This is a genomic window from Parasphingomonas zepuensis, from assembly GCF_036663735.1.
GTDB lineage: Bacteria > Pseudomonadota > Alphaproteobacteria > Sphingomonadales > Sphingomonadaceae > Sphingomonas.
Window position 1 is genome coordinate 519,915 of sequence record NZ_JAXOJO010000004.1, and the last position, 24,797, is coordinate 544,711.

General features: G+C 65.4%; 24 protein-coding genes. 13 read left to right on the top strand and 11 right to left on the bottom strand.

The annotated features are described in order from the left end of the window. Nucleotides 1–98 precede the first annotated feature (98 nt). Together U1769_RS17585 and U1769_RS17590 are read left to right on the top strand one after the other, a co-directional pair. Complete coding sequence (locus U1769_RS17585) at nucleotides 99–1,253, top strand: bifunctional 2-C-methyl-D-erythritol 4-phosphate cytidylyltransferase/2-C-methyl-D-erythritol 2,4-cyclodiphosphate synthase (protein WP_332718573.1); 1,155 nt, start codon at nucleotides 99–101, stop codon at nucleotides 1,251–1,253. After that, nucleotides 1,250–1,771: a CinA family protein gene (locus U1769_RS17590; protein ID WP_332718575.1), complete on the top strand. Its 522-nt coding sequence runs from the start codon at nucleotides 1,250–1,252 to the stop codon at nucleotides 1,769–1,771. The genes U1769_RS17585 and U1769_RS17590 overlap by 4 nt, the downstream gene beginning before the upstream one ends. Here U1769_RS17590 and U1769_RS17595 read toward each other — a convergent pair. Beyond that, nucleotides 1,717–2,190, bottom strand: coding sequence for a type II toxin-antitoxin system RatA family toxin (locus U1769_RS17595; RefSeq protein WP_332718578.1), 474 nt, complete (start codon nucleotides 2,188–2,190; stop codon nucleotides 1,717–1,719). The two genes, U1769_RS17590 and U1769_RS17595, sit on opposite strands and share 55 nt — an antisense overlap. Beyond that, entirely contained in the window at nucleotides 2,190–3,122 is a 933-nt protein-coding gene (gene lipA, locus U1769_RS17600; protein WP_332718580.1) for a lipoyl synthase, read from the bottom strand. Before lipA ends, U1769_RS17595 begins: the two co-directional genes overlap by 1 nt. Nucleotides 3,123–3,186: 64 nt before the next feature. Between lipA and U1769_RS17605 the strand changes: the two genes are divergently transcribed. Then, nucleotides 3,187–3,816 carry a carbonic anhydrase gene (locus tag U1769_RS17605; RefSeq protein ID WP_332718582.1) on the top strand — a complete coding sequence of 210 codons (630 nt, stop codon included), beginning with the start codon at nucleotides 3,187–3,189 and terminating at the stop codon, nucleotides 3,814–3,816. Nucleotides 3,817–3,836: 20 nt separating this feature from the next. Here U1769_RS17605 and U1769_RS17610 read toward each other — a convergent pair whose 3' ends face one another. Then, nucleotides 3,837–4,613: a polyphosphate kinase 2 family protein gene (locus U1769_RS17610; protein ID WP_332718584.1), complete on the bottom strand. Its 777-nt coding sequence runs from the start codon at nucleotides 4,611–4,613 to the stop codon at nucleotides 3,837–3,839. A 72-nt stretch (nucleotides 4,614–4,685) separates the two neighbouring features. Continuing rightward, on the bottom strand, nucleotides 4,686–6,506 hold the full coding sequence (gene aspS, locus U1769_RS17615; protein WP_332718761.1) for an aspartate--tRNA ligase: 1,821 nt from the start codon (nucleotides 6,504–6,506) through the stop codon (nucleotides 4,686–4,688). A 101-nt stretch (nucleotides 6,507–6,607) separates the two neighbouring features. Between aspS and rnd the strand changes: the two genes are divergently transcribed. Next, nucleotides 6,608–7,783 (top strand): ribonuclease D, encoded by a 1,176-nt coding sequence (gene rnd / locus U1769_RS17620; RefSeq protein ID WP_332718586.1) that lies wholly within the window; start codon nucleotides 6,608–6,610, stop codon nucleotides 7,781–7,783. Beyond that, nucleotides 7,780–8,061 (top strand): I78 family peptidase inhibitor, encoded by a 282-nt coding sequence (locus tag U1769_RS17625; RefSeq protein ID WP_332718588.1) that lies wholly within the window; start codon nucleotides 7,780–7,782, stop codon nucleotides 8,059–8,061. The genes rnd and U1769_RS17625 overlap by 4 nt, the downstream gene beginning before the upstream one ends. A gap of 22 nt (nucleotides 8,062–8,083) precedes the next feature. Here U1769_RS17625 and U1769_RS17630 read toward each other — a convergent pair whose 3' ends face one another. The 4 genes from U1769_RS17630 to U1769_RS17645 are packed head-to-tail and all read right to left on the bottom strand — an operon-like array spanning nucleotide 8,084 to nucleotide 13,654. Then, nucleotides 8,084–9,580 carry a Ppx/GppA phosphatase family protein gene (locus U1769_RS17630; protein WP_332718590.1) on the bottom strand — a complete coding sequence of 499 codons (1,497 nt, stop codon included), beginning with the start codon at nucleotides 9,578–9,580 and terminating at the stop codon, nucleotides 8,084–8,086. A 5-nt stretch (nucleotides 9,581–9,585) separates the two neighbouring features. After that, the gene (locus tag U1769_RS17635) at nucleotides 9,586–11,763 is read right to left on the bottom strand and encodes an RNA degradosome polyphosphate kinase (protein ID WP_332718592.1); all 2,178 of its coding nucleotides are present in this window, start codon (nucleotides 11,761–11,763) and stop codon (nucleotides 9,586–9,588) included. Continuing rightward, nucleotides 11,760–12,395: an HdaA/DnaA family protein gene (locus tag U1769_RS17640; RefSeq protein ID WP_332718594.1), complete on the bottom strand. Its 636-nt coding sequence runs from the start codon at nucleotides 12,393–12,395 to the stop codon at nucleotides 11,760–11,762. The genes U1769_RS17635 and U1769_RS17640 overlap by 4 nt, the downstream gene beginning before the upstream one ends. Further along, complete coding sequence (locus U1769_RS17645) at nucleotides 12,392–13,654, bottom strand: heavy-metal-associated domain-containing protein (RefSeq protein WP_332718596.1); 1,263 nt, start codon at nucleotides 13,652–13,654, stop codon at nucleotides 12,392–12,394. The genes U1769_RS17640 and U1769_RS17645 overlap by 4 nt, the downstream gene beginning before the upstream one ends. Nucleotides 13,655–13,715: 61 nt before the next feature. Here U1769_RS17645 and purM point away from each other — a divergent pair, with 61 nt between their 5' ends. Genes purM through U1769_RS17665 form a run of 4 tightly spaced genes read left to right on the top strand, consistent with a single transcriptional unit; the run spans nucleotide 13,716 to nucleotide 16,444 of the window. Then, the gene (gene purM / locus U1769_RS17650) at nucleotides 13,716–14,822 is read left to right on the top strand and encodes a phosphoribosylformylglycinamidine cyclo-ligase (protein WP_332718598.1); all 1,107 of its coding nucleotides are present in this window, start codon (nucleotides 13,716–13,718) and stop codon (nucleotides 14,820–14,822) included. Beyond that, nucleotides 14,812–15,384: a phosphoribosylglycinamide formyltransferase gene (purN, locus tag U1769_RS17655; RefSeq protein WP_332718600.1), complete on the top strand. Its 573-nt coding sequence runs from the start codon at nucleotides 14,812–14,814 to the stop codon at nucleotides 15,382–15,384. Before purM ends, purN begins: the two co-directional genes overlap by 11 nt. A gap of 44 nt (nucleotides 15,385–15,428) precedes the next feature. Continuing rightward, entirely contained in the window at nucleotides 15,429–15,758 is a 330-nt protein-coding gene (locus tag U1769_RS17660) for an MmcQ/YjbR family DNA-binding protein (protein ID WP_332718602.1), read from the top strand. Continuing rightward, on the top strand, nucleotides 15,755–16,444 hold the full coding sequence (locus U1769_RS17665) for a hypothetical protein (protein WP_332718604.1): 690 nt from the start codon (nucleotides 15,755–15,757) through the stop codon (nucleotides 16,442–16,444). Before U1769_RS17660 ends, U1769_RS17665 begins: the two co-directional genes overlap by 4 nt. A gap of 83 nt (nucleotides 16,445–16,527) precedes the next feature. On the opposite strand, the gene ndk is transcribed toward U1769_RS17665, so the two are convergent. The 3 genes from ndk to U1769_RS17680 all read right to left on the bottom strand — a co-directional run bounded on the left by ndk (nucleotide 16,528) and on the right by U1769_RS17680 (nucleotide 18,982). After that, nucleotides 16,528–16,950 (bottom strand): nucleoside-diphosphate kinase, encoded by a 423-nt coding sequence (gene ndk / locus U1769_RS17670; RefSeq protein ID WP_332718605.1) that lies wholly within the window; start codon nucleotides 16,948–16,950, stop codon nucleotides 16,528–16,530. Between the two features lie 90 nt (nucleotides 16,951–17,040). Further along, complete coding sequence (locus U1769_RS17675; protein WP_332718607.1) at nucleotides 17,041–17,481, bottom strand: DNA polymerase III subunit chi; 441 nt, start codon at nucleotides 17,479–17,481, stop codon at nucleotides 17,041–17,043. 34 nt (nucleotides 17,482–17,515) lie between these two features. Then, the gene (locus U1769_RS17680) at nucleotides 17,516–18,982 is read right to left on the bottom strand and encodes a leucyl aminopeptidase (RefSeq protein ID WP_332718609.1); all 1,467 of its coding nucleotides are present in this window, start codon (nucleotides 18,980–18,982) and stop codon (nucleotides 17,516–17,518) included. A gap of 219 nt (nucleotides 18,983–19,201) precedes the next feature. On the opposite strand from U1769_RS17680, the gene U1769_RS17685 reads away from it, so the two are divergent. From U1769_RS17685 to rsmA, 4 genes are all read left to right on the top strand, one after another. Next, complete coding sequence (locus tag U1769_RS17685; RefSeq protein WP_332718611.1) at nucleotides 19,202–21,439, top strand: LPS-assembly protein LptD; 2,238 nt, start codon at nucleotides 19,202–19,204, stop codon at nucleotides 21,437–21,439. Nucleotides 21,440–21,563: 124 nt separating this feature from the next. Next, a complete protein-coding gene (locus tag U1769_RS17690; protein ID WP_332718613.1) occupies nucleotides 21,564–22,940 on the top strand; it encodes a peptidylprolyl isomerase in 1,377 nt (458 codons plus the stop codon). 15 nt (nucleotides 22,941–22,955) lie between these two features. After that, nucleotides 22,956–23,951 (top strand): 4-hydroxythreonine-4-phosphate dehydrogenase PdxA, encoded by a 996-nt coding sequence (gene pdxA, locus U1769_RS17695; RefSeq protein WP_332718615.1) that lies wholly within the window; start codon nucleotides 22,956–22,958, stop codon nucleotides 23,949–23,951. Further along, a complete protein-coding gene (gene rsmA, locus U1769_RS17700) occupies nucleotides 23,948–24,766 on the top strand; it encodes a 16S rRNA (adenine(1518)-N(6)/adenine(1519)-N(6))-dimethyltransferase RsmA (RefSeq protein WP_332718617.1) in 819 nt (272 codons plus the stop codon). Before pdxA ends, rsmA begins: the two co-directional genes overlap by 4 nt. The last annotated feature ends 31 nt before the right edge of the window (nucleotides 24,767–24,797 follow it).

Sequence of the window (24,797 nt, forward strand, 5' to 3'; positions counted from 1 at the left end):
GGTCTGAGTCATGTGCCTGAAAAACGGGCAGCCTATAGGCGAGGATGGTGCGGGCGGCAAGGCTGGCGGCGGGCACCGCCTTCCGCTAGGCGAACCCGATGACGCGAGGGAGCACTGCAGCGCTGATCGTAGCCGCCGGACAAGGTGTGCGTAGCGGGGGAAATGTGCCCAAGCAGTTCGCGCTGCTCGCCGGCAAGCCGATGATCGCCCACTCCTACGCCGCGCTGGCGGCCCACCAGAACATCGGGCGCGTGATCGTGGCGATCGGAGATGGCCAGGAAGCATCCCTGGCTGCGGCGCTGGGCGATGTCGCGCATGTCACCGGTGGCGCAACCCGCCGGCTATCGGTGCGCGCGGGGCTCGAGGCGCTGGCCGGCGACGCGCCGGATCATGTATTGATCCACGATGCAGCCCGCCCCTTCCTGAGCGCTGCCGTCATCAATCGGCTGGTTGCCGCGCTGGAAACGCGAGAGGGCGCCGTCCCGGCCCTGCCGGTGGCCGATACCCTGGCGCGGGGCGAGGGCACGCTTGGCGCAATCGTGCCACGCGACGGACTGCAGCGCATCCAGACGCCTCAGGCCTTTCGGTTCGCTGCCGTTTTGGCGGCGCATCGCGGGTGGCAGGGCGAGGAGCCGACCGACGACGCGCAGATGGTGCGCGCGATGGGCGGCACGGTGGCGCTGGTCGAGGGAGACACGATGCTTGAGAAGATCACCTATCCCGCCGACTTCAACGCGGCCGAGGCGCGCCATGCGACAGGCATGCGCGTGCGCAGCGCGACCGGGTTCGACGTCCACCGGCTGGTCGAGGGTGAACTATTATGGCTCGGCGGGGTGCTGATCCCGCACGACAAGGGCCTGTCGGGACATAGCGATGCCGACGTAGCGCTCCACGCAATCACCGACGCGTTGCTCGGCACCATTGCCGAAGGGGATATCGGCACCCATTTCCCGCCTAGCGACCCGCAGTGGCGCGGGGCGGATTCGGCTCAGTTCCTGGAACATGCCGCATCGCTCGTCGCGGCGCGCGGCGGCGTGATAGATTTCATCGACCTTACCCTGATCTGCGAGGCACCGAAGATCGGGCCGCACCGGATGGCGATGCGCGATCGGATCGCCACCTTGTTGCGGGTTTCGCCGGGGCAGATTAGCGTCAAGGCGACCACGACCGAACGCCTCGGCTTTGCCGGACGCGGTGAGGGAATCGCCGCCCAGGCCATCGCCACGATCAGGATTCCGGGACAAATGTCATGACTACCGACACGATCCTTCCGGCTGAACTCGTCGCCGCCGCGCGACGCGTCGTCGAGGCGAATATCGCAGCCGGGCGGCATGTGAGCGTCGCGGAAAGCTGCACCGGCGGCCTCGTTGCTGCAGCCATCACCGAAATCCCCGGCTCGTCCGAAATGTTCGAATCGGGCTTCGTTACCTATTCCAACGGCGCGAAGCTCGACATGCTGCGAGTCAGCCCGGACCTGCTTGAAACCTTTGGCGCGGTCTCGATCGCTACTGCCTGGGCCATGGCGCAATCGGCGCTCGAGTTGAGCGGAGCCGACGTCGCAGTGGCGATCACCGGCGTCGCTGGCCCAGGCGGCGGCACCGAGAAGAAGCCGGTCGGCACAGTCGTCTTCGCGCGGGCGGAAAAAGGCGGCGATCCGGGCCATGTCGTCGCCGACCGCAAGGATTTCGGCGATCTCGGCCGCGGCGGCATTCGCCTTCAGGCGGCGCTATGTGCGCTCGAACTGCTGCTGCCGGCTGCCGGCGAACCATAAAGCTTTGCCGCGCGCTCTTCGAAGGCCCCGATCATCTTGCGCAGCGCCGCGCCGAAAACCTGGCCGGCCAGCATCTCGAACACGCGGTTCTTGAAAGCGAAATCGACGCTGAAATCGATCCGGCAGCCATCGCCTTCCGGATGGAAAACCCAGTCGTTGCGCAGATATTTGAGCGGGCCGTCGAGATAATCGACATGGATGCGGTCGGGCCTGGTCTTGGCGACCTTCGACGTGAAGGTCTCGCGCAGTCCCTTGAAGCCGACGATCAGGTCGGCGACCATCTCGGTGTCGCTGTTCGACCGGATCCGTACAGCGGTCACCCATGGCAGAAACTGCCCATAGCTGCCGACATCGGCAACCAGGTCGAACATCTGTTCCCGTGTGTAGGGCAGCCGGCGCGTTTCGGAGTGGCGCGGCATCAGCCCCTCGCCAGCTTCGCCTCGCGCGCGGCCCGCATCTTCGCGAAATCATCGCCCGCGTGATAGCTCGACCGGGTCAGCGGCGAGGCGGCAACCAGCAGGAATCCCTTCGCCCGGGCGATCGCCGCATAGGCGTCGAACGCCTGGGGCGTGACGAAATCGAGCACTTTCGCATGCCTCGGCGTCGGCTGGAGATACTGGCCCATCGTGAGGAAATCGATGTCGGCGGAGCGCATGTCGTCCATCACCTGATGGACCTCGAGGCGCTCTTCCCCGAGCCCGACCATCACACCGGACTTGGTGAAGATCGACGGATCATGCCGCTTGACCGATTCGAGCAGGCGTAGCGACGCATAATAGCGCGCGCCCGGGCGGATCGTCGGGTAAAGCCGCGGCACCGTTTCGAGATTGTGGTTGTAGACGTCCGGCCCGGCCTCGACGATCGATTCAACCGCGGCCTGCGCCTTGTTGCGGAAATCGGGCGTAAGAATCTCGATCGTCGTCTTCGGCGTCGTGCGGCGGAGTGCCTGGATCACCTTGACGAACTGGCTCGCGCCGCCATCCGGGAGGTCGTCCCGATCGACCGAGGTGATGACGATATGTTCGAGCCCGAGTTCTGCGGCGGCATCGGCCGTGTGCTGCGGTTCGAACGCATCGACCGCGCGGGGCATGCCCGTCTTCACGTTGCAGAAGGCGCAGGCCCTTGTGCAGGTGTCACCCAGGATCATCACCGTCGCGTGCTTCTTGGTCCAGCACTCGCCGATGTTCGGGCAGGCAGCTTCCTCGCACACGGTGTTGAGGTTGAGCCGGCGCATCATCGCCTTGGTTTCGGCGAAACCGATACTTGTGGGAGCCTTGACCCTGATCCAGTCGGGCTTGCGCTGACGTGGAACCAGCGGGCTTTCAGCGGCGAGCGGCGTCATCTCGTTCATGCAGGCCAGATAGCGACTGGGAAGCGCCCTTGCCACCCCCCGCGCGGGGTGCAAATGGGGCGATATGACCGGTTTCTCAGACTTGCTCGATGGCTATCATCGTTTCCGCAACACCGAATGGTCGCGCCAGCGCGAACGATGGGTCGATTTGCGCCAGGGCCAGCGGCCCAGCGTCATGGTGATTGCCTGCTCGGACAGCCGAGTCGATCCAGCCCAGATCTTCGATACGTCGCCGGGCGAAATCTTCGTCGTGCGCAATATTGCCAATCTGGTGCCGCCGTTCGAGTTGGACGGCAGCCGTCACGGCGTCTCCGCGGCGCTAGAGTTCGCGGTGACTCAGCTCGAAGTGACCGAGGTGATGGTGATGGGTCACGGATCGTGCGGCGGCGTCGAGGCGGCCCTGTCGCAGCGCTTCCAAGGCCGCGCGCCCGGAGCAGGCGGGTTCATCGCCCATTGGGTCGATATGCTCGATGAAGCCCGCGAACGAATCGTGGCTGAATATGGCGTCGGGCCGGAGGCGATGCGCGCGCTCGAACTCGAAACCGTGCGCGTCAGCATCCGCAACCTGCGGACCTTCCCCTGCATACCCGAGCGCGAAGCGGCCGGCGCCTTGCGGCTGCGCGGCGCCTATTTCGCGATCGCTGATGGCATCCTGCACGTGATGGACGACAATGGCGATTTCGCCCCGGCCTGATCGACCACGCGGCAACCGGTTTATTTGATGCCCAGCGCCTTGCGCGCGGTCTTTTCCACTTCGGGATCGATCGGTGGCGGGTCCATCGGGATGTTTGCCTCGAGTCGGTCGGCGATGACGGTCAGCGCAGCAATGCGCGCCGCCTTCTTGTTGTTGCCGTCGATCGCGTGCCACGGCGCCCAGCGGGTATCGGTGCGACGGAACATCTCGGCCATCGCATCGAGATAGGCCGCGCGCTTCTCGCGATTGTGATAGTCGGCCAGGCCGGTCTTCCAGCGCTTCCACGGATGCAGCAGGCGCGCCTTCAGGCGTTCGTCCTGTTCCTTCTGCGTGACATGGACGAACAGCTTCACGATGGTCGTGCCCGAATCGGCCTGCTGCGCTTCGAACTCGTTGATCTCGTCATAGCCACGACGCCATTCGGCCTCGGTCGCGAAACCATCGACACGCTCGACCAGCACCCGGCCGTACCAGCTGCGGTCGAACACCGCGATGTTGCCGTTGCCCGGCAGCTTCTTCCAGAAGCGCCACAGGAAATGGTGCGCCAGCTCATCCGCGGTAGGCGCCTTGATCGGCCAGACCTGGAAGTTGCGCGGATCCCATTCAGCGGTGAGGCGCTGGATGATGCCCCCCTTCCCCGCCGCGTCCCAGCCTTCGAGCAGGATCAGCGCGCGGCGCCTGTGCACGATATGCGCGACCTGGATGTGCGCCAGCCGCTCCTGCAGCTTGGCGAGGTCGTCTTCATAGTCGCCCTTGTATTTGGCGCCGGATTCAAAGTCCGAAAGGTTGATAGCCATGCCGCCTCCCTAACCGTTCGTGTCGAACGAAGTCGAGAAGCGAACGGAGGGAACAACCTGTTCCCTCGCGCCCTATTCCGGCCGGACCGCCTCGATCGCCGGCTTGGCCGAAGCCACCTCGATCGTGCGGATGTTGAGTTCGCGCAGCTGCTTCGCGGTGGCGAAGTTGGGCGCGCCCATCATCAGATCCTCGGCCTTCTGGTTCATCGGGAAGAGAACCACCTCGCGGATGTTCGGCTCGCCCGCCAGCAGCATCACCATGCGGTCGATACCCGGGGCCGAGCCACCATGCGGGGGCGCACCGAACTTGAAGGCGTTGATCATGCCGGCGAAGTTCGTATCGACATCGGTCTGGCTGTAACCGGCGATCTCGAACGCCTTGTACATGATCTCCGGCCGATGGTTCCGGATCGCGCCAGATGAGAGTTCGACCCCGTTGCAAACGATATCGTACTGATAAGCAAGAATATCTAGTGGATCCATGGTTTCCAGCGCTTCCATCTCGCCCTGCGGCATCGAGAAGGGGTTGTGGCTGAAATCGACCTTCTTGGCGTCCTCGTCATATTCGAACATCGGGAAATCGACGATCCAGCAGAATTCGAAGCGGCTCTCGTCGATCAGGCCCAGTTCCTGGCCGATGCGGGCGCGGGCCGCGCCGGCGAGCTTGGCCGCGGCGAGTTCCTTGCCGGCGGCAAAGAAGATGCCGTCGTTCGGGCCGAGCCCCATCTCGGCGATCAGCTTCCGGGTCGCTTCCTCGCCGTGATTCTTGGCGATCGGCCCGCCCAGCTCGCCGTCTTTCTGCGTGATGTACCCCAGCCCTGCATGGCCCTCGGCCCGCGCCCAGTCGTTCATGTCGGTGAAGAATTTGCGGCTCTTGTCGGCGGTATTGGGCGCCGGGATCGCGCGCACCACATCGCCGCCCGCGACGATGCCGGCGAACAGGCCGAAGCCCGAGTCGACGAAATGATGCCCGACATCGGAAATCAGGATCGGGTTGCGCAGGTCGGGCTTGTCGCTGCCATATTTCAGCATCGATTCGCGGTACGGGATACGCTGGAACGGCAGCGCGGAGACCGTGCGCCCCTTGCCCTGCCAGTCGGCGAATTCCTCGAACACCCCGTGCAGCACCGGCTCGATCGCCGCGAAGACATCGTCCTGCGTGACGAAGCTCATCTCGAAATCGAGCTGGTAGAATTCGCCCGGGCTGCGATCGGCACGCGCGTCCTCGTCGCGGAAGCACGGCGCGATCTGGAAATAGCGGTCGAAACCGGCGACCATCAGCAGCTGCTTGAACATCTGGGGCGCCTGCGGAAGCGCATAGAATTTGCCGGGATGGACCCGGCTCGGGACGAGATAATCGCGCGCGCCCTCGGGGCTCGATGCAGTCAGGATCGGCGTCTGGAATTCAGTGAAGCCCTGCCCGTTCATCCGCTGGCGCAGCGAGGTGATGACCTTGGAACGCAGCATGATGTTGGCATGGAGCCGCTCGCGCCGCAGATCGAGGAAGCGATAGCGCAGGCGGATATCCTCGGGATATTCGGCCTCGCCGAACACCGGGAGGGGCAGTTCCTGCGCGGACGACTGGACCACGACCGAAGATGGCCGAAGCTCGATCTCGCCGGTCGGCAGCTTCGGGTTGATCGTCTCCGGCGAGCGCGCCGCAGCGATGCCGGTGAAGGTCAGGACGGATTCGGCCCGCGCGTTGTTGACCGTCGGATAGAGATCCGAATCCGTCTCGACCACGACCTGGGTGATTCCGTAATGATCGCGCAGATCGACGAAAAGAACGTTGGCGTGCTCGCGCTTGCGGTGAATCCAGCCGGAAACGCGGACTTCCTGCCCGACATGCTCGGGGCGAAGCGCTGCGCAGGTGTGGGTGCGATAGGCGTGCATGATCGTCTCTTCGTTCAAATCTTCGGCGGTTGCGCGAAGCGCCGCGCTTCCCCGTGATACGCCACTTTGTCAAGGCGGCGTCACATGTCTATGGCGTCCCGATGCATATCCATCCACTGATCACCGACAGCGCCACCCTCGCCAATCTCTGCGCCCGACTCAGCCAGGCTGACTTCGTGTGTGTCGATACCGAGTTCATGCGGGAGAATACCTTCTGGCCGGAACTCTGCCTGATCCAGATCGCCGATGTGAACGAGGCGGCGGCGATCGATCCGATGGCGGCCGGGCTCGACATGACCCCGTTGCTCGATCTGATGGTCGAGAATCAGGATGTGCTGAAGGTGTTCCATGCCGGCGGGCAGGATCTGGAAATCATCTACAACCTGACCGGCAAGACTCCCTTCCCGCTGTTCGACACGCAGATCGCGGCGATGGCGCTGGGGCAAGGCGAGCAGGTCGGCTATTCGAACCTGGTCGATGCCTATCTCGGTATCGTGGTCGACAAGGGCGCGCGCTTCACTGACTGGAGCCGGCGCCCGCTCGATGCACGGCAGATCGAATATGCGATCGGCGACGTCACCCATCTCGCCAGGATCTTCCCCAAGATGCTGGAGCGACTGCGCAAGACCGGGCGTGGCGCGTGGCTCGACCAGGAGATGGAGCGGATCGGCGATCCCGCCAACTACGCCAATGATCCGGAAGAGGCTTGGAAGCGCGTGCGGATTGCCGGCCGCAAGCCCGAGGTGCTCGGGCGGCTGAAAGCACTGGCGCGGTGGCGCGAGTTGGAAGCACGCAGCAAGGATCTTCCGCGCGGCCGCATCGTCAAGGATGAGACACTGGCCGATCTCGCCGGCCATGCACCAAAGCGGCAGGCAGATCTGGCCAAGGTGCGCGGATTGTCGGCGACCTGGGCCGGCAATGATATCGGTGGCCGGCTAATGGCGGCGCTCGAAGCCGCCGTGCCGATGAGCCCGGAGGAAATGCCGGCGCGCGACGATCGCAAGCCTGGCCTCGGCAAGGACGGCGCCCTGGTCGCCGATCTGCTGAAGCTGCTGCTCAAGATCCGCTCCAAGGAAATCGACGTGGCGTCGCGGCTGCTCGCGCGCAGCGAGGATCTGGAGGCGCTGGCCGCCGGGCAGCGCGAGGATCTGTCGATCCTGCAAGGCTGGCGATTCGACCAATTCGGTCGCGACGCGCTCGACCTGGTCGAGGGCCGGCTTGGGTTCACCGTGATCAACGGCCGACTGAAGATGACCCGAACCGAGGATGTAGCATGATGAAGGCGATCCTTTTGCTTGCGGGAGTGGCGGCCTGTGCGCCGGTGCCTCCCGTCCCTGAGCCGGCACAGCTCGCAGCCTGCTCGGTCGACGGTATTACCGATGCGGTGGGCAAGCCCTATTCCGCTGCATTGGGCGATCGAACGCGGGTGCGCTCCGGCGCAAAGACCGTGCGCGTCATCAGGCCGGGCATGGCGGTGACGATGGATTACCGTACCGACCGGCTGAGCATCGACCTCGACGAGAAGGATGTGATCACCCGACTCCACTGCGGATGATCGCGAACGGCGCGGCTCAATGTTACGCGGTAACGATCGGCTTCCTGCCGAGCGCAACCGCCAGCGCGCCGTGGCGCCGTTCCACGGCTTCCCCATACAGCGCGAGATCGTCCGCCGCCACATGGAGCGTGACGACCTCGCCATCGTCGGTCAGGCGCGATCGTCGGAGTGGACCGGCCAGGCCGCCGCTGAGCCGCTGGCCGAGCCGCATGGCGAGGCCCCAGGTGATCGCCTGCTTGAGATCCTCGGCAGGAGCGAGTTCTTCGAGCGGTGACGGGATCGTGGTGCCGCCGCCCAGGCTGGTGAACAATGCCTGCGCCACGACGGCGCGACCGCGCGCATCGATCGCCACCCAATTCCCGTGCAGCGCGATCTCAACGCCGCGTTCGGCGCGAAACTCTGGGTTCGCCCGCCAGCCGACATCAGCGAGCAGGCACGCGGCCAGCCGCAGTCGTGCCTGAGCCGGCGTGTCGCGCAGGAACAACGGCGCGATCCAGCGATCGAGCAAGTCACCATGTTCGGCGAAGCGGCCATGGCGCTGCCCCTCGTCGCGCGCGGCGACGATCAGGGGGTCCTCCGCCCGCACTTCCTTGTCGAGTGTGCCGTAGAGCAGCCCCTCGCGCAGGCCGAACGCCGATACGATCGTAGTGTCGGACCTCAGATGCTTGAGCAACGCCGCGAGCAGGGCAGCCGCGTCGCCCAGCGTCGCGGCGCGCCCTGACGACAGGCCGGGGATCGCACGCAGCCAGCCCTTCGGCACATGGCTGATGGTGCGGCACATGCGCGCGACAGCGGGCAGGCCCATCGCATATTCGTGAATCACCGGCAGCGGATAGCTGTTCAGGTGCATGTCCAGCCGGGCAAGCGCGCGCCAGGAACCGCCGACGAGATAGAGCGGCAGGCCCTCACCCCGGCCGATCCAGTCGGCAGCCTTGAGCGCCTTGAAGAGCTGGCGCTCGAGCGCGCCAGGTCCCTTTGCGCGGATCGCCCCGATACGCAGCACGCCGAGCGGAAAGGAAACGCGGTCGCGCACCTTGCCGCCCGAGATCCGCACGAGCTCGAGGCTGCCACCGCCAAGATCGCCGACGATCCCGTCAGCATCTGGAATAGCCGAAATGACTCCTTCGCCCGCCGCCATCGCCTCCTGCTCGCCCGAGAGCAACTCGACATCTAGCCCTAGCGCGTTCGCCGTATCGAGCAGGGCCTGGCCATTCGAGGCTTCGCGCACCGCCGCGGTCGCGACAGTGCGCAGGCGTGTTACCTCCATCTCCCGCGCGACCGCCGCGAAGCGGGCGAGTGCTTCCGCCGCCACGTCCAGTGCGGGCTTGGCGATCGCCCCGGTCTCGGCAAGGCCGCGGCCAAGGCCAGCCATCACCTTTTCGTTGAACAGGATGGCCGGAAGTCGCTCCGGCCCCTGATAGACCACGAGACGGATCGAATTGGACCCGATATCGATGATGCCGGTACGCGGCTCGGCGGCCGTATCGGCCTTCGGTTTGCGGAAAAGGAGCGTGGCCACGCCCCTTAACGCCTGCGGCTGAGCGAAAGTTTCGGCACGGAGTCGCTGGCCGACAATGCGGCGCCGCGCCCGGACAGCGACGGGTTGGTCATGAAATAACGATGCAGGTTGAACGGCCGGTCGCCCGGCTCGGCCCGCACATAGCTGCCGTCGCCGTGCAATTCCCAGCTCTGTTCGTTGTCGATCAGGTTGGCGACCATCACCTGATCCAGAATCTGGTCGTGCACCGTCGGATTCTCGATCGGGAGCATATATTCGACCCGGCGGTCGAAATTGCGCGGCATCCAGTCTGCGGAGGAAATGAATATCTTCGCGCCGTCATTGGGCAGCGCCTTGCCGTTGCCGAACGCCCAGATGCGGCTGTGCTCCAGGAAGCGGCCGATCACCGATTTGACGCGGATATTCTCGGACAGGCCCGGCACGCCAGGCTTCAGGCAGCAGATGCCCCGAATGATCAGGTCGATCCGCACGCCGGCCGCGCTGGCTTCGTAGAGCTTCTCGATCACTGCCGGATCGACCACCGAATTCATCTTTGCCCAGATCGCGCCGGGCTTGCCGGCCTTGGCAAAGGCGATCTCGGCATCGATCAAGCTCACCAGACGCGGACGCATGTCGCGCGGCGACAGGCTGACCAGCGCCATGTCCTGCGGTTCGACATAGCCGGTGACGTAATTGAACATCTGGGCGGCATCACGCCCGATACGAGGATCGGCCGTGAAGAAGCTGAGATCGGTATATATTTTTGCCGTTACCGGATGATAGTTGCCGGTGCCGAAATGGCAATAGGTGCGGAACTGTCCCGCCTCGCGGCGCACGACCATCGAGACCTTGGCGTGAGTTTTCCACTCCATGAAGCCATAGACGACCTGCACGCCAGCCCGCTCCAGCGCCGAGGCCCAGAGCAGATTCTGCTCCTCGTCGAAGCGGGCCTTCAGCTCGACCACGGCAGTGACGGATTTGCCAGCCTCGGCCGCCGCGATCAGCGCATTGATGACGGCGGGCTGCTTGCCGGCGCGGTACAGCGTCTGCTTGATCGCGACCACGTCCGGATCGGCTGCCGCCTGGCGGAGAAAGGCCAGCACCACGTCGAACGTCTCGTACGGATGGTGGACGACGATGTCCTTGGCGCGGATCGCCGCGAAGCAATCGCCGTTGAATTCGCGGATCCGCTCGGGAAAGCGCGGGCTGTAGGGCGGGAATTTCAGATCGGGCCGATCTTCGTCGACGATCGATTCGAGATCGCCCACGCCGAGAAACGCGCCGCTTTCGGTGACGAAGGCGTCTGCCCCGCCCAACTCCCCGCGCAGGGCCTTGGACAACACTTCCGGCATGCCGCTTTCCAGCTCGAGCCGAATCACCCGGCCGCGCCGGCGGCGCTTGATCGCGTTGGCGAAATAGCGGACCAGATCCTCCGCCTCTTCCTCGATCTCGATGTCGCTGTCGCGCAACACGCGGAACTCGGCGGCGCCGAGCACCTCATATCCGGGAAAGATCAGCGTCGAGAAGCGCTTCACCAGGGATTCGACGGCGACATAGCGCGCCCTGTCGCCCGGCAATCGCACGAAGCGGGCCATCGGCGCCGGCAGCATGACGAGTTCGCGGATCGGCTCGGAATCCGACAAGCGGACCAGATCGAACATCACCGCCAGGCCCTTGTTGGGCATGAACGGGAACGGATGCGCCGGATCGAGCGCCTGCGGCGTCAGGATCGGGAATATCTGCTCCCGGAAATGGTTTTCGAGCCAGGTCACCTCTTCGGCTGTGACCGTGGTGTCGATGGTCTTCGATCCGAGCACTTCGATGCCGGTATCGGCCAGCTCGTTGCGCAGGACGCGCCACACCTTGCGCTGGCTCTCCACCAGCTCGTCAGCCTCGGCCACGATCACCGCCAGCTGCTGGCGCGAGGACATGCCATCGACTGACAGCCGGTCGACATCCTGCAATTGCTGTCCCTTAAGGCCGGCGACGCGGACCATGAAGAATTCGTCGAGGTTGGAGCCCGAGATCGACAGGAATCGCACCCGCTCAAGCAAGGGATGGGCGGGATTGCACGCCTCTTCCAGCACGCGCCGGTTGAAGGCCAGCCACGATAGCTCGCGATTGAAATAACGATCGCTACCTTCGCTCGAGACGAAGGGATCGTCGTCATCGTCCAGACGCACGATATGGGCGGGCCGTGTCATAGGTTCTCGATCGGTAATTCGGGTGCGCGGCCGGCAATCAGCCCCGCTTCAGCCAATGTGGCCCGTGCGAGCGGAATCGACAAGCGCCTGTGGCGTTCGAGCACGGCCTGATCGAGCACATCGATCGTGCGCAGAAGGGCGATATGGCTGCGTTCGACCCGGAGAATCAGCCATTGGATCAGGTCCGGCCGGGCATCGAGGCCGCGGCGCAGGAACAACCGTTCGAACAAGGCCTGCATCAGCGTCTCATCGGGCGGACCGATTCGCGCGATCGGGCTTGCCGTCAGGCGAGAGCGAAGATCGGGCAGCTTGATCGACCATTCAGGCGGCGCGGCGTCGGCTACCACTACCAGCGGGTGGCGCGTCTCCTGCGCCCGGTTCCAGGCATGGAAGATCGCGCTTTCGCTCTGACGTTCGGCGTCGTCGATGATCTCGCCGCCGCTCTTCGCCGCGAAGATGCGCGCGAGCAGGCTGCGCCCAGACTTTCGCGGCCCGGTCAGCACGACCGCCATCACTGGCCAGGTGCTCCAATGTTCGAGCAGCTGGACCGCACGGGCGTTCGAATCGCTGACGAGAAACTCGTCGTCGCGCGGGTCCGGCGGCCAATCGAATGGCAGCGCGATCTGGCTCATCCGTTGGTCGCGTTTTCCGGGGGTGGCGCCGGCGTTGCACCCTGACCCTGCGAAGGGGCTCCGGCGCGGCGGATACGCAGCGTCGTGCCGCTTCCCTGCACCGTCCAGCCGCGGGCTTCGAGCAGCGGGCGGAGTGCCGCCGGATCGCCGTCGAACGCCACCCGCATCACCGAAACGCCGCCCAACGCCAGGCTGGTTGTGATGGCCGAACGCACGCCCGGCACGCCGCGCAACGCGGATTCGGTCGCGGAGACGGACGCCGCGCCGGGCGTATCGACCTGAATGCTGATCGCCGTGCCGGCGGGCACATCGGCCGTATCGACTGCCTCGACCGCACTCTCCCCGGGTTCCTCATCCACGACTTCTGTCGCGGTTGGCAACCGGTAGGAAAGGCCGGGATCGGTATGCAGCACGCCACCGCGCAACGCAGCCTGATAGGCGTCGTCGATGCGTTTCACGCCGGCATCGAGCAGCACCGGCAGCGCATCGCCGTTGCCGACGCGCAGGGTGAAGCGCGCGATGATTCGGTTATCCGGGCCGTGCCGCGCCTCGAATACCCCGATGATCGGGCCGCCCGGCCATTGCCGGGACAGGCGCACCACCGGGATCAGGATGTCGGATGCGCCATATTGATCGAGAATGGTGCGCCACCAGGCGCGGCCAGGCCGGCCGGCCTGGCCGGCGTTGAGCAACAGCGAATCGGGCCCGGAGCCAGCGGGCCGGACATAGTCGATCGCGCTGTTGCCGGTGCGATAGCGGCTCCAGGCCTCCTGCCATGCCGTCTTCTGCTCGAACGCCTGCCCAGCCCCGCCCGACCATTCGATCGGGATGGTGAGCATCGGCGCCGACCGCATCGAGCGCCCCGCCACGCCGAGCAGGGCACCGGCCCGCGCGCGGCTGAACAACACGCCGAGGCGCGCGACATAGCGGTTCGGGCCGATCTGCTCGTTCTCGACCACGATACCCGAAACCATCGAATCGAGCGTGCCGTCGGAAACGAGGCTGCCGTCTCCTCCCAGCCGCTGCGAGAGCATCTGCCAGCCCTTGCGCTGGGCGATTCGCCAGCCACCGGTACGGGCCGCTTCCGCGGTCTTCGCGGTCACGTCGACCTGGACGCCGCTGACCTCGTAGCTGCCGGAGCTGTCGCCCGGCGTGGTGGCGGCATCGCCCCCATCGTCTCCCTGCGCTGCGACGATTCCGCCGGTGACGGCGATCGCCAGGGCGAGCGGAAGCAGGCGGACAAGGCGGCGGGCAATCATTGCGCGCCCTTTTGGCGAAGCAGGCGTGGAAATCCAAGCAGGATATGGCTAGGCGGCGACGATGACCGACGATCCCCGACAAAACAGTCCCTACACTTATGCCGATGCCGGCGTTTCCATCGCGGCTGGCAATGCGCTTGTGCGTGCGATCGGGCCGCTGGCAAAATCGACGCGCCGTCCGGGAGCCGATGCGGATCTCGGCGGCTTTGGCGGTTTCTTCGATCTGAAGGCGGCCGGCTTCAAGGATCCGCTGCTGGTCGCGGCGAATGACGGTGTCGGCACCAAGCTGAAGCTTGCGATCGATCATGACCGGCACGACGGTGTCGGCGTCGATCTGGTCGCGATGTGCGTGAACGATCTGATCGTGCAAGGCGCTGAGCCGCTGTTCTTCCTGGATTATTATGCCAGCGGCAAGCTGGATGCGGCGGTTGCCGAGCGCGTCGTCGCCTCGATCGCGGATGGCTGCAAACAGGCCGGTTGCGCGCTGATCGGCGGCGAAACCGCGGAGATGCCGGGCATGTATGCCGAAGGCGACTACGACCTTGCCGGTTTCTGCGTCGGCGCGGTCGAGCGGGACCGGGTGCTGACCGGTGCCGAGATCGCGCCGGGCGATGTGATCCTCGGCCTCGCTTCGTCGGGCGTGCACTCGAACGGCTTCTCGCTGGTACGGCGGCTGGCGACGGACCGCGGCTGGAAACTCGATCGCCCGGCCCTGTTCGATCAGGACTCGATCCTGATCGATCTGTTGATGGCCCCCACGCGGATTTATGTGAAATCGTTGCTGCCGTTGCTCGCCGAGAAGCGGATCAGAGGCCTCGCACACATCACCGGCGGCGGACTGCTGGAGAATGTGCCCCGCGTGCTTCCCGAGGGCGTGCACGCGCGAATCGACGCCGATGCGTGGCCGCAGCCGCGCCTCATGGCGTTCCTGCAGGGCCAGGGCGCGATCGAACCCGAGGAAATGGCGCGGACGTTCAATTGCGGGATCGGCATGGTCGCGGTGGTGGCTGCGGCCGAGGTTGATGGGGTGAAGTCGGCGCTGGAAGCCGCTGGTGAAACAGTATTTGCAATCGGATCGATCGAGGCTGGGCCGCGGGGCTGCACGGTATTCGGGAACGACGAGGCCTGGAGTGCGCGGGCTGCCTGGTCGGCGACGCATGAGGCGTAGGGCGAAGGTCGGCATTCTGATTTCGGGCCGGGGATCGAACATGATGTCGCTGGCTGAGGCAGCGCGCGACCCCGCTTCCCCGTACGACGTCGCCATCGTGGCCTCCGACAAGCCAGACGCAGCAGGCCTCGCCTGGGCACGCGACGCCGGCCTCCACACTTTCGCCCAGTCCCCAAAGGGCATGCCCAAGGCCGAATATGAGGCGGCAATCGACTCCGCGCTTCGCGATGCCGGCGTCGAGATCATCGCTCTGGCCGGCTATATGCGCCTGCTCTCCGACGATTTCGTCGGGCGGTGGCGCGGTCGGATCATCAACATCCATCCTTCGCTGCTGCCCAAATACAAGGGTCTCGACACCCATCAGCGCGCCATCGATGCACGCGACGCGGTTGCCGGCTGCTCGGTCCATATCGTCACCGAGGAGCTGGACGGCGGCGACGTGCTGGGGCAGGCCGAAGTGCGGATCCTTCCGGATGATACCGCCGACACCCTGTCAGCGCGCGTGCTTGCCGAAGAGCATCGCCTTTATCCGAAGGTTCTGGCAGACTTCGCGACGCGATGAGTCCCGATCCAGAGCCAGTCCTCGCGAAAGTCCGCGACCTCTGCATGGCCCTGCCCTGCGCCGTCGAGAAAATCTCGCACGGTTCCCCCACCTTCTTCATCGAAAAGGGCAAGGTCTTCGCCTACTTCTCGCATAACCATCACGGCGACGATCGCACCGCGGTGCAGGTCAAGACCAGCGGGCGCGAGGAGCAGGCGATGCTTGTCGAGATGGATCCCGAGCTGTATTTCGTGCCGGCTTATACTGGGCCGAGCGGCTGGATCGGCATGCGCCTGGACCGGGGCGCAACCGACTGGGATCATATCGGCGACCGGATCGCGATAAGCTGGGAGCTGGTCGCACCCCGAAAACTGCTGGAGGCTGGCGGACGATGAGCGATGAAACACCCCTTCCTCCACCGACACCATCGCCCGATCCGCTTTCCGCGCCGCCCGACCCGGTCCTCCAGAACGCTGCACAGCAAGCCGTCGATCGGGCGGAGGCAGCGGCGACGCGGCGGCGCTGGGTCACGCTCGCCGAAGTCGTCGGCGTCGCCGGCCTGCTGATCGCCGCGCTGAGCCTGTGGATGAGCTGGTCGGATCGCCGCGCTGACGATCAGGAGAAACGGGCCGAACGGGCGAGCGAGAGCAAGGCCCGCACGCTCGTCCTGTTGACCGCGACACCCGAGCAGGGCGGCGCGCGCCTGGCGCTGAAGGACGATGCGCACCAGATCCAGAGCATCGACGTGCGCTTTCCCGCCGCGCTGGGCGTGGCCGCGCAGACGAGTGTGCTGGAGCCGCATATCGAAGCTGACTGGTTCTCCGGCCCGATCCTGAAGGCAACCGACAATGGCCCGGACGTCCGGCAGGGCCGCGTTCCCGTGCTGATCACGAGCAACTATTGGGATGCGGACAAGCAGCGCAGCGACAGCGCGATCTATGACGTGGTCTGGCAGACCAAAGGCCGGGTGCTGCAAGGACGGGTGCTGCGGCTCAAGGGCATCCTGCTGCGTGAACGGACATCGCAGGCAGCGCGTCTCGAGGCGTTATGGGCACGAGAGAAACCGGCGCCAGCCAAGTAAATTGCGCGTCACGAGGGATCGCGCCGACGTCAAAGATCAAAGAAAACGGCGGAGGCGACCAGGCGTCGCCTCCGCCATTACATTCAGCCGACGATTTCTTCCGGCTTGAAGAAATAGGCGATCTCGATCGCCGCATTCTCGTCCGAATCCGAACCATGCACCGAATTCGCTTCGATCGACTCGGCCAGTTCCTTGCGGATCGTGCCGGCATCGGCGTTCGCCGGGTTGGTTGCGCCCATGATGTCGCGGTTGCGCTGCACGGCGTTCTCGCCCTCGAGCACCTGCACGACGACCGGGCCGGAGATCATGAAGGACACCAGGTCGTTGAAGAAGGGGCGCTCGCGATGAACGCCGTAAAAGCCCTCGGCCTGGTCCTTGGTCATCTGGATGCGCTTGGAGGCGACGACGCGCAGGCCGGCGTCCTCCAGCATCTTCGTGACGGCGCCGGTGATGTTGCGGCGTGTGGCATCGGGCTTGATGATCGAAAAGGTACGGTTCGCGGCCATGACGGTCACGGGCTCCTGTGGTTAAAAGGGCTGAAAAGTCGCGGCTCCCCTAGGCGGGAGCGCCACGCGATGCAAGTCCGCACGGACCTGTCAGGCGGCCTGTTCCCAGCGCCCGGCGTCGTTCTGCTTCCAGTAACGGCGTTCGATCCCATCACGATCGGCGAGCGCTTTCCACGCGAGGCGCGCCTCGGCGATTCGATCGGAATCGAAGAAATGAAACGCCCGGTCGAACGCCAGCGCCTCATCCCGCCAGATGCCGTCGGCGAGAGCGATATTGCGGGCAGCGTTGGTCGCCTGAGCCGATCCGGCGATCAGGATTGGCTGGACAGTGTCAGCCACGCCGTCGGCCTGGGCATGGGCGAGGAAGCTTTCGGGCGCGTAGGTCCACAGCAGCCGGTCCAGCGCGTCCCGTTGTGCTTCGCTTTCGGCCACGATCAGCAACCGCCCGCCGCCATCGACGACTCGTTCGGCGATGCGCGGCAAGACGCGGTCGAGCGGCTGCGTGGTCAGATGATAGAAGTCGACCTGCATCGATATCCGCTCGCCGCTCCCCGAAATGGACCGTTCAGGCCTCGAAATTGTCCGCCACGAATCGATCGAGCAGGCGCACGCCATAGCCGGTCGCGCCCTTGTCCCAGGTCGCGCCGGGCTTGTCGGCCCAGACCATGCCGGCGATATCGAGATGCGCCCAGCGCACGCCCGCATCGACATAGCGCTGGAGGAACTGCGCCGCGGTGATCGAGCCGGCGCCGCGCGGCCCGACATTCTTCATGTCCGCGATCGGCGAATCGATCAGCTTGTTGTAGGCGTCGGAGAGCGGGAAACGCCACAGCAGGTCGCCCGAAGCCTTGCCTGCCGCGAGCAGCTGATCGGCGAGCGAATCGTCATTGGCAAAGCAGCCGCCATGTTCGTTGCCGAGCGCGATGATCATCGCCCCGGTCAGGGTCGCCAGATCGACGATGGTCTTGGGATGGTGCGTCCGCTGAACCCAGGTGAGCGCGTCGCACAGCACCAGCCGTCCCTCTGCGTCGGTGTTGAGCACTTCGATCGTCTGCCCGGACATGGAAGTGAGCACGTCGCCCGGCCGGATCGCATTGCCGTCCGGCATGTTCTCGACCAGCCCGCAAACGCCGATGACGTTTGCCTTTGCCTTGCGCAGCGCGAGCGCCTTCATCGTGCCGACCACGGCACCGGCCCCGCCCATATCCCACTTCATGTCTTCCATGCCGGCGCCCGGCTTCAGCGAGATGCCACCGGTATCGAAGGTCACGCCCTTGCCGACGAGCGCTAGCGACGGATCGCCCGCCCCTGCCCCGCTCCATTTGAGCGCGAGCAGTTGCGCATCCCGAGCCGAGCCCTGGCTGACGCCCAGCAATGCGCCCATGCCGAGCGCGCGCATCTCCGCCTCGCCGAGCACGGTCACTTCCAGGCCGAGGCCTCCCGTTTCGGCGAGCACTCTGGCGACGAAGCTTTCAGGATAAATGACGTTGGGCGGCTCCGCGACCAGCGTACGGGTCAGTTCCAGCCCCTCGGTGAGCGCCTTTTGCGGCGCCCAGGCCGCTTCACTGCCCGCCGGAGCGTTGAGCAAGGCGATCGATGTGAGCGTCGGCTTCGACTTCTCGGGCAATTTGGTCCGATACACATCGTGGCGCCAGCCGCGCTGCGCCGCGCCGCCCGCGAATCGCGCGACTGCTTTCGGCGTGGCGCTGGTGCCGGCGAAATCGGCGGCGGCAGCCTCAACCCCGGACGTGAGCAGTCGCGCGGTCAGCGCACCGCCGGCGCGCTCGTACTCGCTCTCGCTGCCGCTGCCGACACCGATCAGCAGGACGCGGCGAACGCCGTCGCCCTCCGGCACGAAAGTTTCGACCAGCGCGCCGGCCTCGCCATCGAAGCGGCTTGCGCGCGCCGCGTTCGCGGCAATCTGCAGGGCGTCCGCTTCGAGCTCGGCCGTGACCAGCCGGTCGAGACCGTCCTTCTCCACGGGAAGCGCCAGCGCGGCGGCAGGGGCGGTGGCGGAAAAGCTGATCTGCATGGGAACCTCGGCTTGAGACGGCGTGGACTTAAACGGCGGGGATTTAAACGGTGGGATCTGAATGGTGGGAATTTAGGATGCTTGGCTTGAGTCGCCACCCTCTAGGCCAGCCGCACTGCGCTGGCAAAGCACGGCCATGATTGCAGCGCGGCCCGTCCGATGCGATAGGGCGGCCTCATCGCGACCGCGTGCGGCGCGCTTGGAGGTGTTTTTTCCAACGTGAAGCGTTCCGATCTCCTCGCGACTTGTGCCCTTCCCCTCGCGCTGTGCCTTGCCACGGCCGCGGCGGCGCAGGATCTGCAAATTCCCCAGACGCCGTTGCCACCGCCCACCGAAGCGCAGGCGGGCGATGACCAGGTGCAGTTCAGCGCCGGCGAACTCGAATATGTCATCGACGATGAAACCGTCATCGCGAGCGGCGACGTCCGCATGTATCGCAGCGGCGATCGGCTGCGCGCCGACAAGGTCGTGTGGAATCGCAAGACCGGCAAGGTCGTGGCGACCGGCAACATCGTCGTCGTCAATCCGGGCGGCGACACCGCTTATGGCGATTCGATCGAACTGACCGATTCGCTAAAGGACGGCGTGGTCGACAACATGCTCGTCGTGCTCGGGCGCGGAGGCCGGCTGGCGGCACGACGCGGCACCCGCGCGCTGGACGAGACGGTCACGCTGGACGACGCGGCCTACACGCCGTGCACCGTCACCACGTCCGACGGATGCCCCAAGGAACCGTCATGGAAGATCACCGCGGTTAAGGTGACGTACCGCCCGGACAAGAACCGGATCTATTACAAGGGCGCCCAGATCAACCTGTTCGGCCTGCCCACCGTGCCGCTGCCGAATTTCTCGCACCCGGCTGGCGGTGAGAGCGACACGGGCCTGCTCAGCCCGAGCTTGCGGTACAACGGCGTCAACGGGTTCGAATTCGCGCAGCCCTATTTCTTCGATATCGCGCCCAATCGCCAGCTTACGATCACGCCGCACATCTTCAGCAGCGTCGTTCCGATGCTGCAGGCGGATTACAACGCGCTGGGCCAGAAAGGGGCGTTCCACCTCGGCGGCTATGCCACGGTCAGCCGTCGCAGTGACGATCTGCTCAACTCGGACCCGACATCAACCGAGCAGGCGTTCCGCGGCTATATCGATGGGGTCGCGCGCTATCAGCTAGATCCCAAATGGAGCATCACGGGATCGCTCCGGTTGACCACTGACCGCACCTTCCTGCGCCGTTACGACATCTCGAACGACGATCGCCTGCGCACGACTGCCAAGGTCGAGCGCATCGATACCAACAGCTATTTCGCCATCACTGGCTGGTACGTCCAGACACTGCGGGTCAATGATCGCCAGGGGCTGCAGCCGATCGCGCTGCCCGAGATCGATTATCGCAGGCGCTTCGACGACGGCCTGCTCGGCGGCAAATTCGAACTTCAGCTCAACAGCCTGGCGATCACGCGGACCGAGGGCCAGGATACCCAGCGCGCCTTTGCCAGCGCCCGCTGGGACCTGCGAAAGCTGACACCGTGGGGCCAGGAAGTGACCTTCACCGGCTATGTCCGCGGCGACGTGTACAATGCCGACGACACGCTCGCGACGACGGTCGCGAGCTATCGCGGCAAGGGTGGTTTCCAGACGCGCGCGATCGGCGCGCTCGCGGTCGACGTGAAATGGCCGTTCATCGGATCGTTCCTCAACGGCACGCAGCGTCTGACCCCGCGCTTCCAGATCGTCGCCGCACCGAAGACCGAGAATATCGACATTCCCAATGAGGATGCTCGCGCTGTCGATCTCGAGGATTCGAACCTGTTCGCGCTCAATCGCTTCCCTGGCTATGATCGGTTCGAGGATTCAGCCCGCGTCACTGTTGGGGCCGATTGGGCAGTTGCCCTGCCCGGCTTCTCGCTGGATGCCACCGTCGGCCAGAGCTATCGTCTCGGCAGCCGCCCCGCCATCTTCCCACCCGGCACTGGCCTGAGTGACCGCACCTCCGACATCGTCGGCCGGACCGAACTGCGGTTCCGCGACTTCGTATCGATCACGCATCGCTATCGGCTCGGCAAGGACGATCTGGCGGTCCGGCGCAACGAGATCGATGCGACGATCGGCTCGCGCGGCACCTATGCCCTGCTCGGCTATCTGCGGCTCAATCGAGATATCGGAGCCGGTATCGAGGATCTGCGCGACCGCGAGGAAGTGCGTGTCGCGGGCCGCGTGCAGTTTGCGCGTTTCTGGTCTGCGTTCGGCTCCGCCCTGATAGATCTGACCGACCGCAACGAGGATCCGCAGTCGATCTCTGACGGTTTCGATCCCGTCAGGCACCGCCTTGGCATCGCTTATGAGGATGATTGCCTCAGGATCGGGCTGACCTGGCGCCGAAATTACCAGGACACGGGCGATGCGCGGGGCGGCAACAGCTATCTGTTGTCACTGGCGTTCAAGAATCTAGGACGCTAGACGCGTGTCGGATATCTGGATTTAAAGTAGACCGGGCACTGGGCCGGGCCGTTATGCGCCGGTTCAGCTATGGTGGATGATAGGCCAGGTCGCGATTGCGCGGGATGGGATTTAGAAAAACGTGATGATTTCGGTGAACAAGGCGAGCAACATCGTGCGCAGGATCGGTTTGACGGGTGCAGGATTGCTGGCGCTCGTCGCTGCGACGAGCGGCCTGCCCGCCCAGACGGCCGGAGAGTCCGGCGCTCCGCAGACCGGCCTCAACATTCCTGAAAACATGGAGATTTTCGGCAAGCTCGATCCCAATGTCCGCAAGGCCACGGCGATCGTCAACGAAACCGTGATCACCGGCACTGATGTCGATCAGCGCGTCAACCTGATCATCGCGGCGAACCAGCTCAAGCTCAGCCCCGAGGATCTCGGCCGCCTGCGCCTGCAGGTGCTGCGGAGCCTGATCGACGAGACGCTTCAGATTCAGCAGGCCAAGAGCAACGAGATCCAGGTCACAAAGGACGAGATCGACCAGAGCTTCGCGCGCGTTTCGCAGCAGTTCGGCCGGTCGGAAGCCGCGATGCGGACTTATCTACGGAGCGTGGGCTCGTCCGATCGCTCGCTGCGGCGCCAGATCGAGGCCGACCTGGCGTGGAACCGCTTCCTGCGCCGGCGGGTGGAGCCGTTCGTCAATGTCGGCGAGGAGGAGGTCAAGGGCATCCTCGATCGCCTCAAGGCCGCGCAGGGCAGCAACGAATATCATCTGAAGGAAATCTATCTCTCGGCCGGGCCGGATCGCGCCCAGCAGGTTTTCGAGAACATGCGCCAGATGATACAGGATATCGAAAAGGGTGGAAAGCCCTTTGAATATTATACCCAATTTACCGATTCAACGGCACGCGCGACGCAGGGCGATCTCGACTGGGTCAGCGAAAGTCAGCTCACCTACCTGCCCGAGAGCCTGGCGGAAGCCGCCAAGAAGATGGGTGTTGGCGAGGTTGCCGGGCCGATCGAGGTGCCGGGCGGTTTCTCGATCCTCTATCTCGTCGACAAGCGGCAGGTGCTGATGGCCGATCCGCGCGATGCGCAGCTGACGCTCAAGCAGCTTACCGTGAAGTTCCCGGCCGGCATGACTCAGGCCGCGGCCGGCGTGCGCGTCGCCGCGCTGGAAAAGGCGACCCGGGAGATGCGCGGCTGCGGCAATGTGGCTAAGGTAGCGGGCGAACTCGATGCCGAGGTTGTCGACAACGCCTCGGTCAAGGCCCGTGATCTTCCGCCGCGCCTGCAGGAGATGGTGCTGAAGATGCAGATCGGCGAAGCGACGCCGTGGTTCGGTTCGCCCACCGAAGGCGTTCGCACGCTCGTCTTGTGCGGCCGCGACGATCCGCAAGTCGCCGGCCTGCCCCAGGCCGAGCAGGTCCAGAGCCGGATCGAGCAGCAGCGGGTCAACCTGCGCGCCCAGGGCGTGCTGCGCGATCTTCGGCGCGATGCGGTGATCGAATATCGTTAAGGGACGCGTCTCGCGATGATCGCGCCGCTCGCGATCTCCATGGGCGATCCGGCCGGGATCGGCCCCGAAGTCATCGCCAAGGCCTGGGCTGCGCGCGAAGCCGGGCAGCTCGCCCCCTTCTTTGCGGTCGGGGATGCCCGCGCGATCTCCGCGGTGTGGTCTGGCCCGATCGCGCGGATCTCCGATCCAGCCGAGGCCAATCCCGCGTTCGCCGGCGCGCTGCCGGTGCTCAATGTGGAGGATGGCGGAGAGATCACGCCGGGCGTGCCCGATGTGGACGGCGCACGCTGCGCGCTGCACTCGCTCGAGATCGCCGCTGGGCTGGCGCGTTCCGGCACGGCGCGCGCGCTGGTGACCGGGCCCGTTTCCAAGGCTCAGCTCTATCAGATCGGCTTCACCCATCCAGGCCAGACCGAGTTCGTCGCCGAACGCTGCGGCATCGCCGGCGAGAATGCCGTGATGATGCTGGCCGGGCCAAGCTTGCGGGTCGTGCCGATCACGACGCATGTTCCGCTGGCCACCGTTTCCGGGCTGTTGTCGGTGGACCTGATCGTCGCCAAGAGCCGCGCCACGGCGCGCGGGCTGATCCGCAATTTCGGCATATTGATCCCGCGGCTCGCCTTTGCCGGCTTCAATCCCCATGCCGGGGAAGGCGGCGCGATCGGGCGCGAGGAGATCGATTTTATCATCCCGGCGATCGAGATCCTGCGGGAGGAGGGCATCGACGCGACCGGGCCGTTCGCCGCCGACGCGATGTTCCATGAGCGCGCGCGCGCCACCTATGATGCGGCGCTTTGCTGCTATCACGATCAGGCGCTGCTGCCGCTGAAGACACTGCATTTCGACGAAGGCGTGAACATCACGCTCGGCCTGCCGATCGTGCGCACCTCGCCCGATCACGGCACTGCCTTCGGCATCGCTGGCCAGGACAAGGCCGAGCCCGGCGCGATGATCGCGGCGATCCGGCTGGCAGCCAGCGCCGCCGAACGCCGCGCCGCTGCCGGGGCGTGACAACGGCGCTACCGCCGTTACGGGACGTCATCGCGCGTCACGGGCTCAATGCGAGCAAGGCACTTGGCCAGAATTTCCTGCTCGACGCGCAGCTTTTGGCGCGGATCGCGCGCATCCCGGGCGATCTCACCGATGCCGAAGTGCTGGAAATCGGACCCGGCCCCGGCGGCCTGACGCGTGCCCTGCTTGCGGCTGGCGCGCAGGTCACGGCAATCGAGCGCGACCGGCGCTGTATCCCGGCGCTCGCTGAACTTTCCGACGCCTATCCGGGCAAGCTGCGGGTGATCGAAGGCGATGCACTCGAGATCGACGCCACCGCGCTGTTCGAGGGCAAGCCGCACATCGCCTCCAACCTTCCCTATAATATCGGCACCGCGCTGCTGGTGCGCTGGCTATCGGCCGATTGGGCGCCGTGGTGGCGCAGCCTGACCCTTATGTTCCAGAAGGAGGTCGCCGAGCGCATCGTCGCAAAGACGAACGACGATCATTATGGCCGGCTGGCGGTTCTCGCCCAGTGGCGCAGCAGCGCGAAGCTGGCGATGCCGGTGCACCGTTCCGCCTTCACGCCCGCTCCCAAGGTCATGTCTGCCGTGGTGCACATCACGCCGGACGAAGCGCCCGCTGACGTAACCTTTGCCGTGCTGGAACGGCTGACGGGAGCGGCATTCGGCCAGCGTCGCAAGATGCTGCGGCAGAGCCTGAAATCGGTGCCCGGCGCGCTGGACGCACTGGAGACGGTGGGGATCGAGCCCACGCGCCGGGCCGAGACGGTCAGCGTGGCGGAGTTCGTTGAACTGGCGAAGACACTGAGTTAACGCCTTCTCCCAGCAGGAGAAAAAAATTCAG

Coding starts and splice junctions, on each gene's coding strand:
- U1769_RS17680 (WP_332718609.1), bottom strand. CDS start 18,982: ATGCAGATCAGCTTTTCCGCCACCGCCCCTGCCGCCGCGCTGGCGCTT.
- aspS (WP_332718761.1), bottom strand. CDS start 6,506: ATGCACGCCTATCGCACCCACACCTGCGCAGCGCTTCGCCCCGAGCAT.
- pdxA (WP_332718615.1), top strand. CDS start 22,956: ATGATCGCGCCGCTCGCGATCTCCATGGGCGATCCGGCCGGGATCGGC.
- U1769_RS17625 (WP_332718588.1), top strand. CDS start 7,780: ATGATGAAGGCGATCCTTTTGCTTGCGGGAGTGGCGGCCTGTGCGCCG.
- purM (WP_332718598.1), top strand. CDS start 13,716: ATGACCGACGATCCCCGACAAAACAGTCCCTACACTTATGCCGATGCC.
- U1769_RS17610 (WP_332718584.1), bottom strand. CDS start 4,613: ATGGCTATCAACCTTTCGGACTTTGAATCCGGCGCCAAATACAAGGGC.
- U1769_RS17635 (WP_332718592.1), bottom strand. CDS start 11,763: ATGACACGGCCCGCCCATATCGTGCGTCTGGACGATGACGACGATCCC.
- lipA (WP_332718580.1), bottom strand. CDS start 3,122: ATGAACGAGATGACGCCGCTCGCCGCTGAAAGCCCGCTGGTTCCACGT.
- U1769_RS17645 (WP_332718596.1), bottom strand. CDS start 13,654: ATGATTGCCCGCCGCCTTGTCCGCCTGCTTCCGCTCGCCCTGGCGATC.
- U1769_RS17585 (WP_332718573.1), top strand. CDS start 99: ATGACGCGAGGGAGCACTGCAGCGCTGATCGTAGCCGCCGGACAAGGT.
- U1769_RS17660 (WP_332718602.1), top strand. CDS start 15,429: ATGGCCCTGCCCTGCGCCGTCGAGAAAATCTCGCACGGTTCCCCCACC.
- U1769_RS17640 (WP_332718594.1), bottom strand. CDS start 12,395: ATGAGCCAGATCGCGCTGCCATTCGATTGGCCGCCGGACCCGCGCGAC.
- purN (WP_332718600.1), top strand. CDS start 14,812: ATGAGGCGTAGGGCGAAGGTCGGCATTCTGATTTCGGGCCGGGGATCG.
- U1769_RS17665 (WP_332718604.1), top strand. CDS start 15,755: ATGAGCGATGAAACACCCCTTCCTCCACCGACACCATCGCCCGATCCG.
- ndk (WP_332718605.1), bottom strand. CDS start 16,950: ATGGCCGCGAACCGTACCTTTTCGATCATCAAGCCCGATGCCACACGC.
- U1769_RS17595 (WP_332718578.1), bottom strand. CDS start 2,190: ATGCCGCGCCACTCCGAAACGCGCCGGCTGCCCTACACACGGGAACAG.
- U1769_RS17605 (WP_332718582.1), top strand. CDS start 3,187: ATGACCGGTTTCTCAGACTTGCTCGATGGCTATCATCGTTTCCGCAAC.
- rnd (WP_332718586.1), top strand. CDS start 6,608: ATGCATATCCATCCACTGATCACCGACAGCGCCACCCTCGCCAATCTC.
- U1769_RS17690 (WP_332718613.1), top strand. CDS start 21,564: ATGATTTCGGTGAACAAGGCGAGCAACATCGTGCGCAGGATCGGTTTG.
- U1769_RS17675 (WP_332718607.1), bottom strand. CDS start 17,481: ATGCAGGTCGACTTCTATCATCTGACCACGCAGCCGCTCGACCGCGTC.
- U1769_RS17590 (WP_332718575.1), top strand. CDS start 1,250: ATGACTACCGACACGATCCTTCCGGCTGAACTCGTCGCCGCCGCGCGA.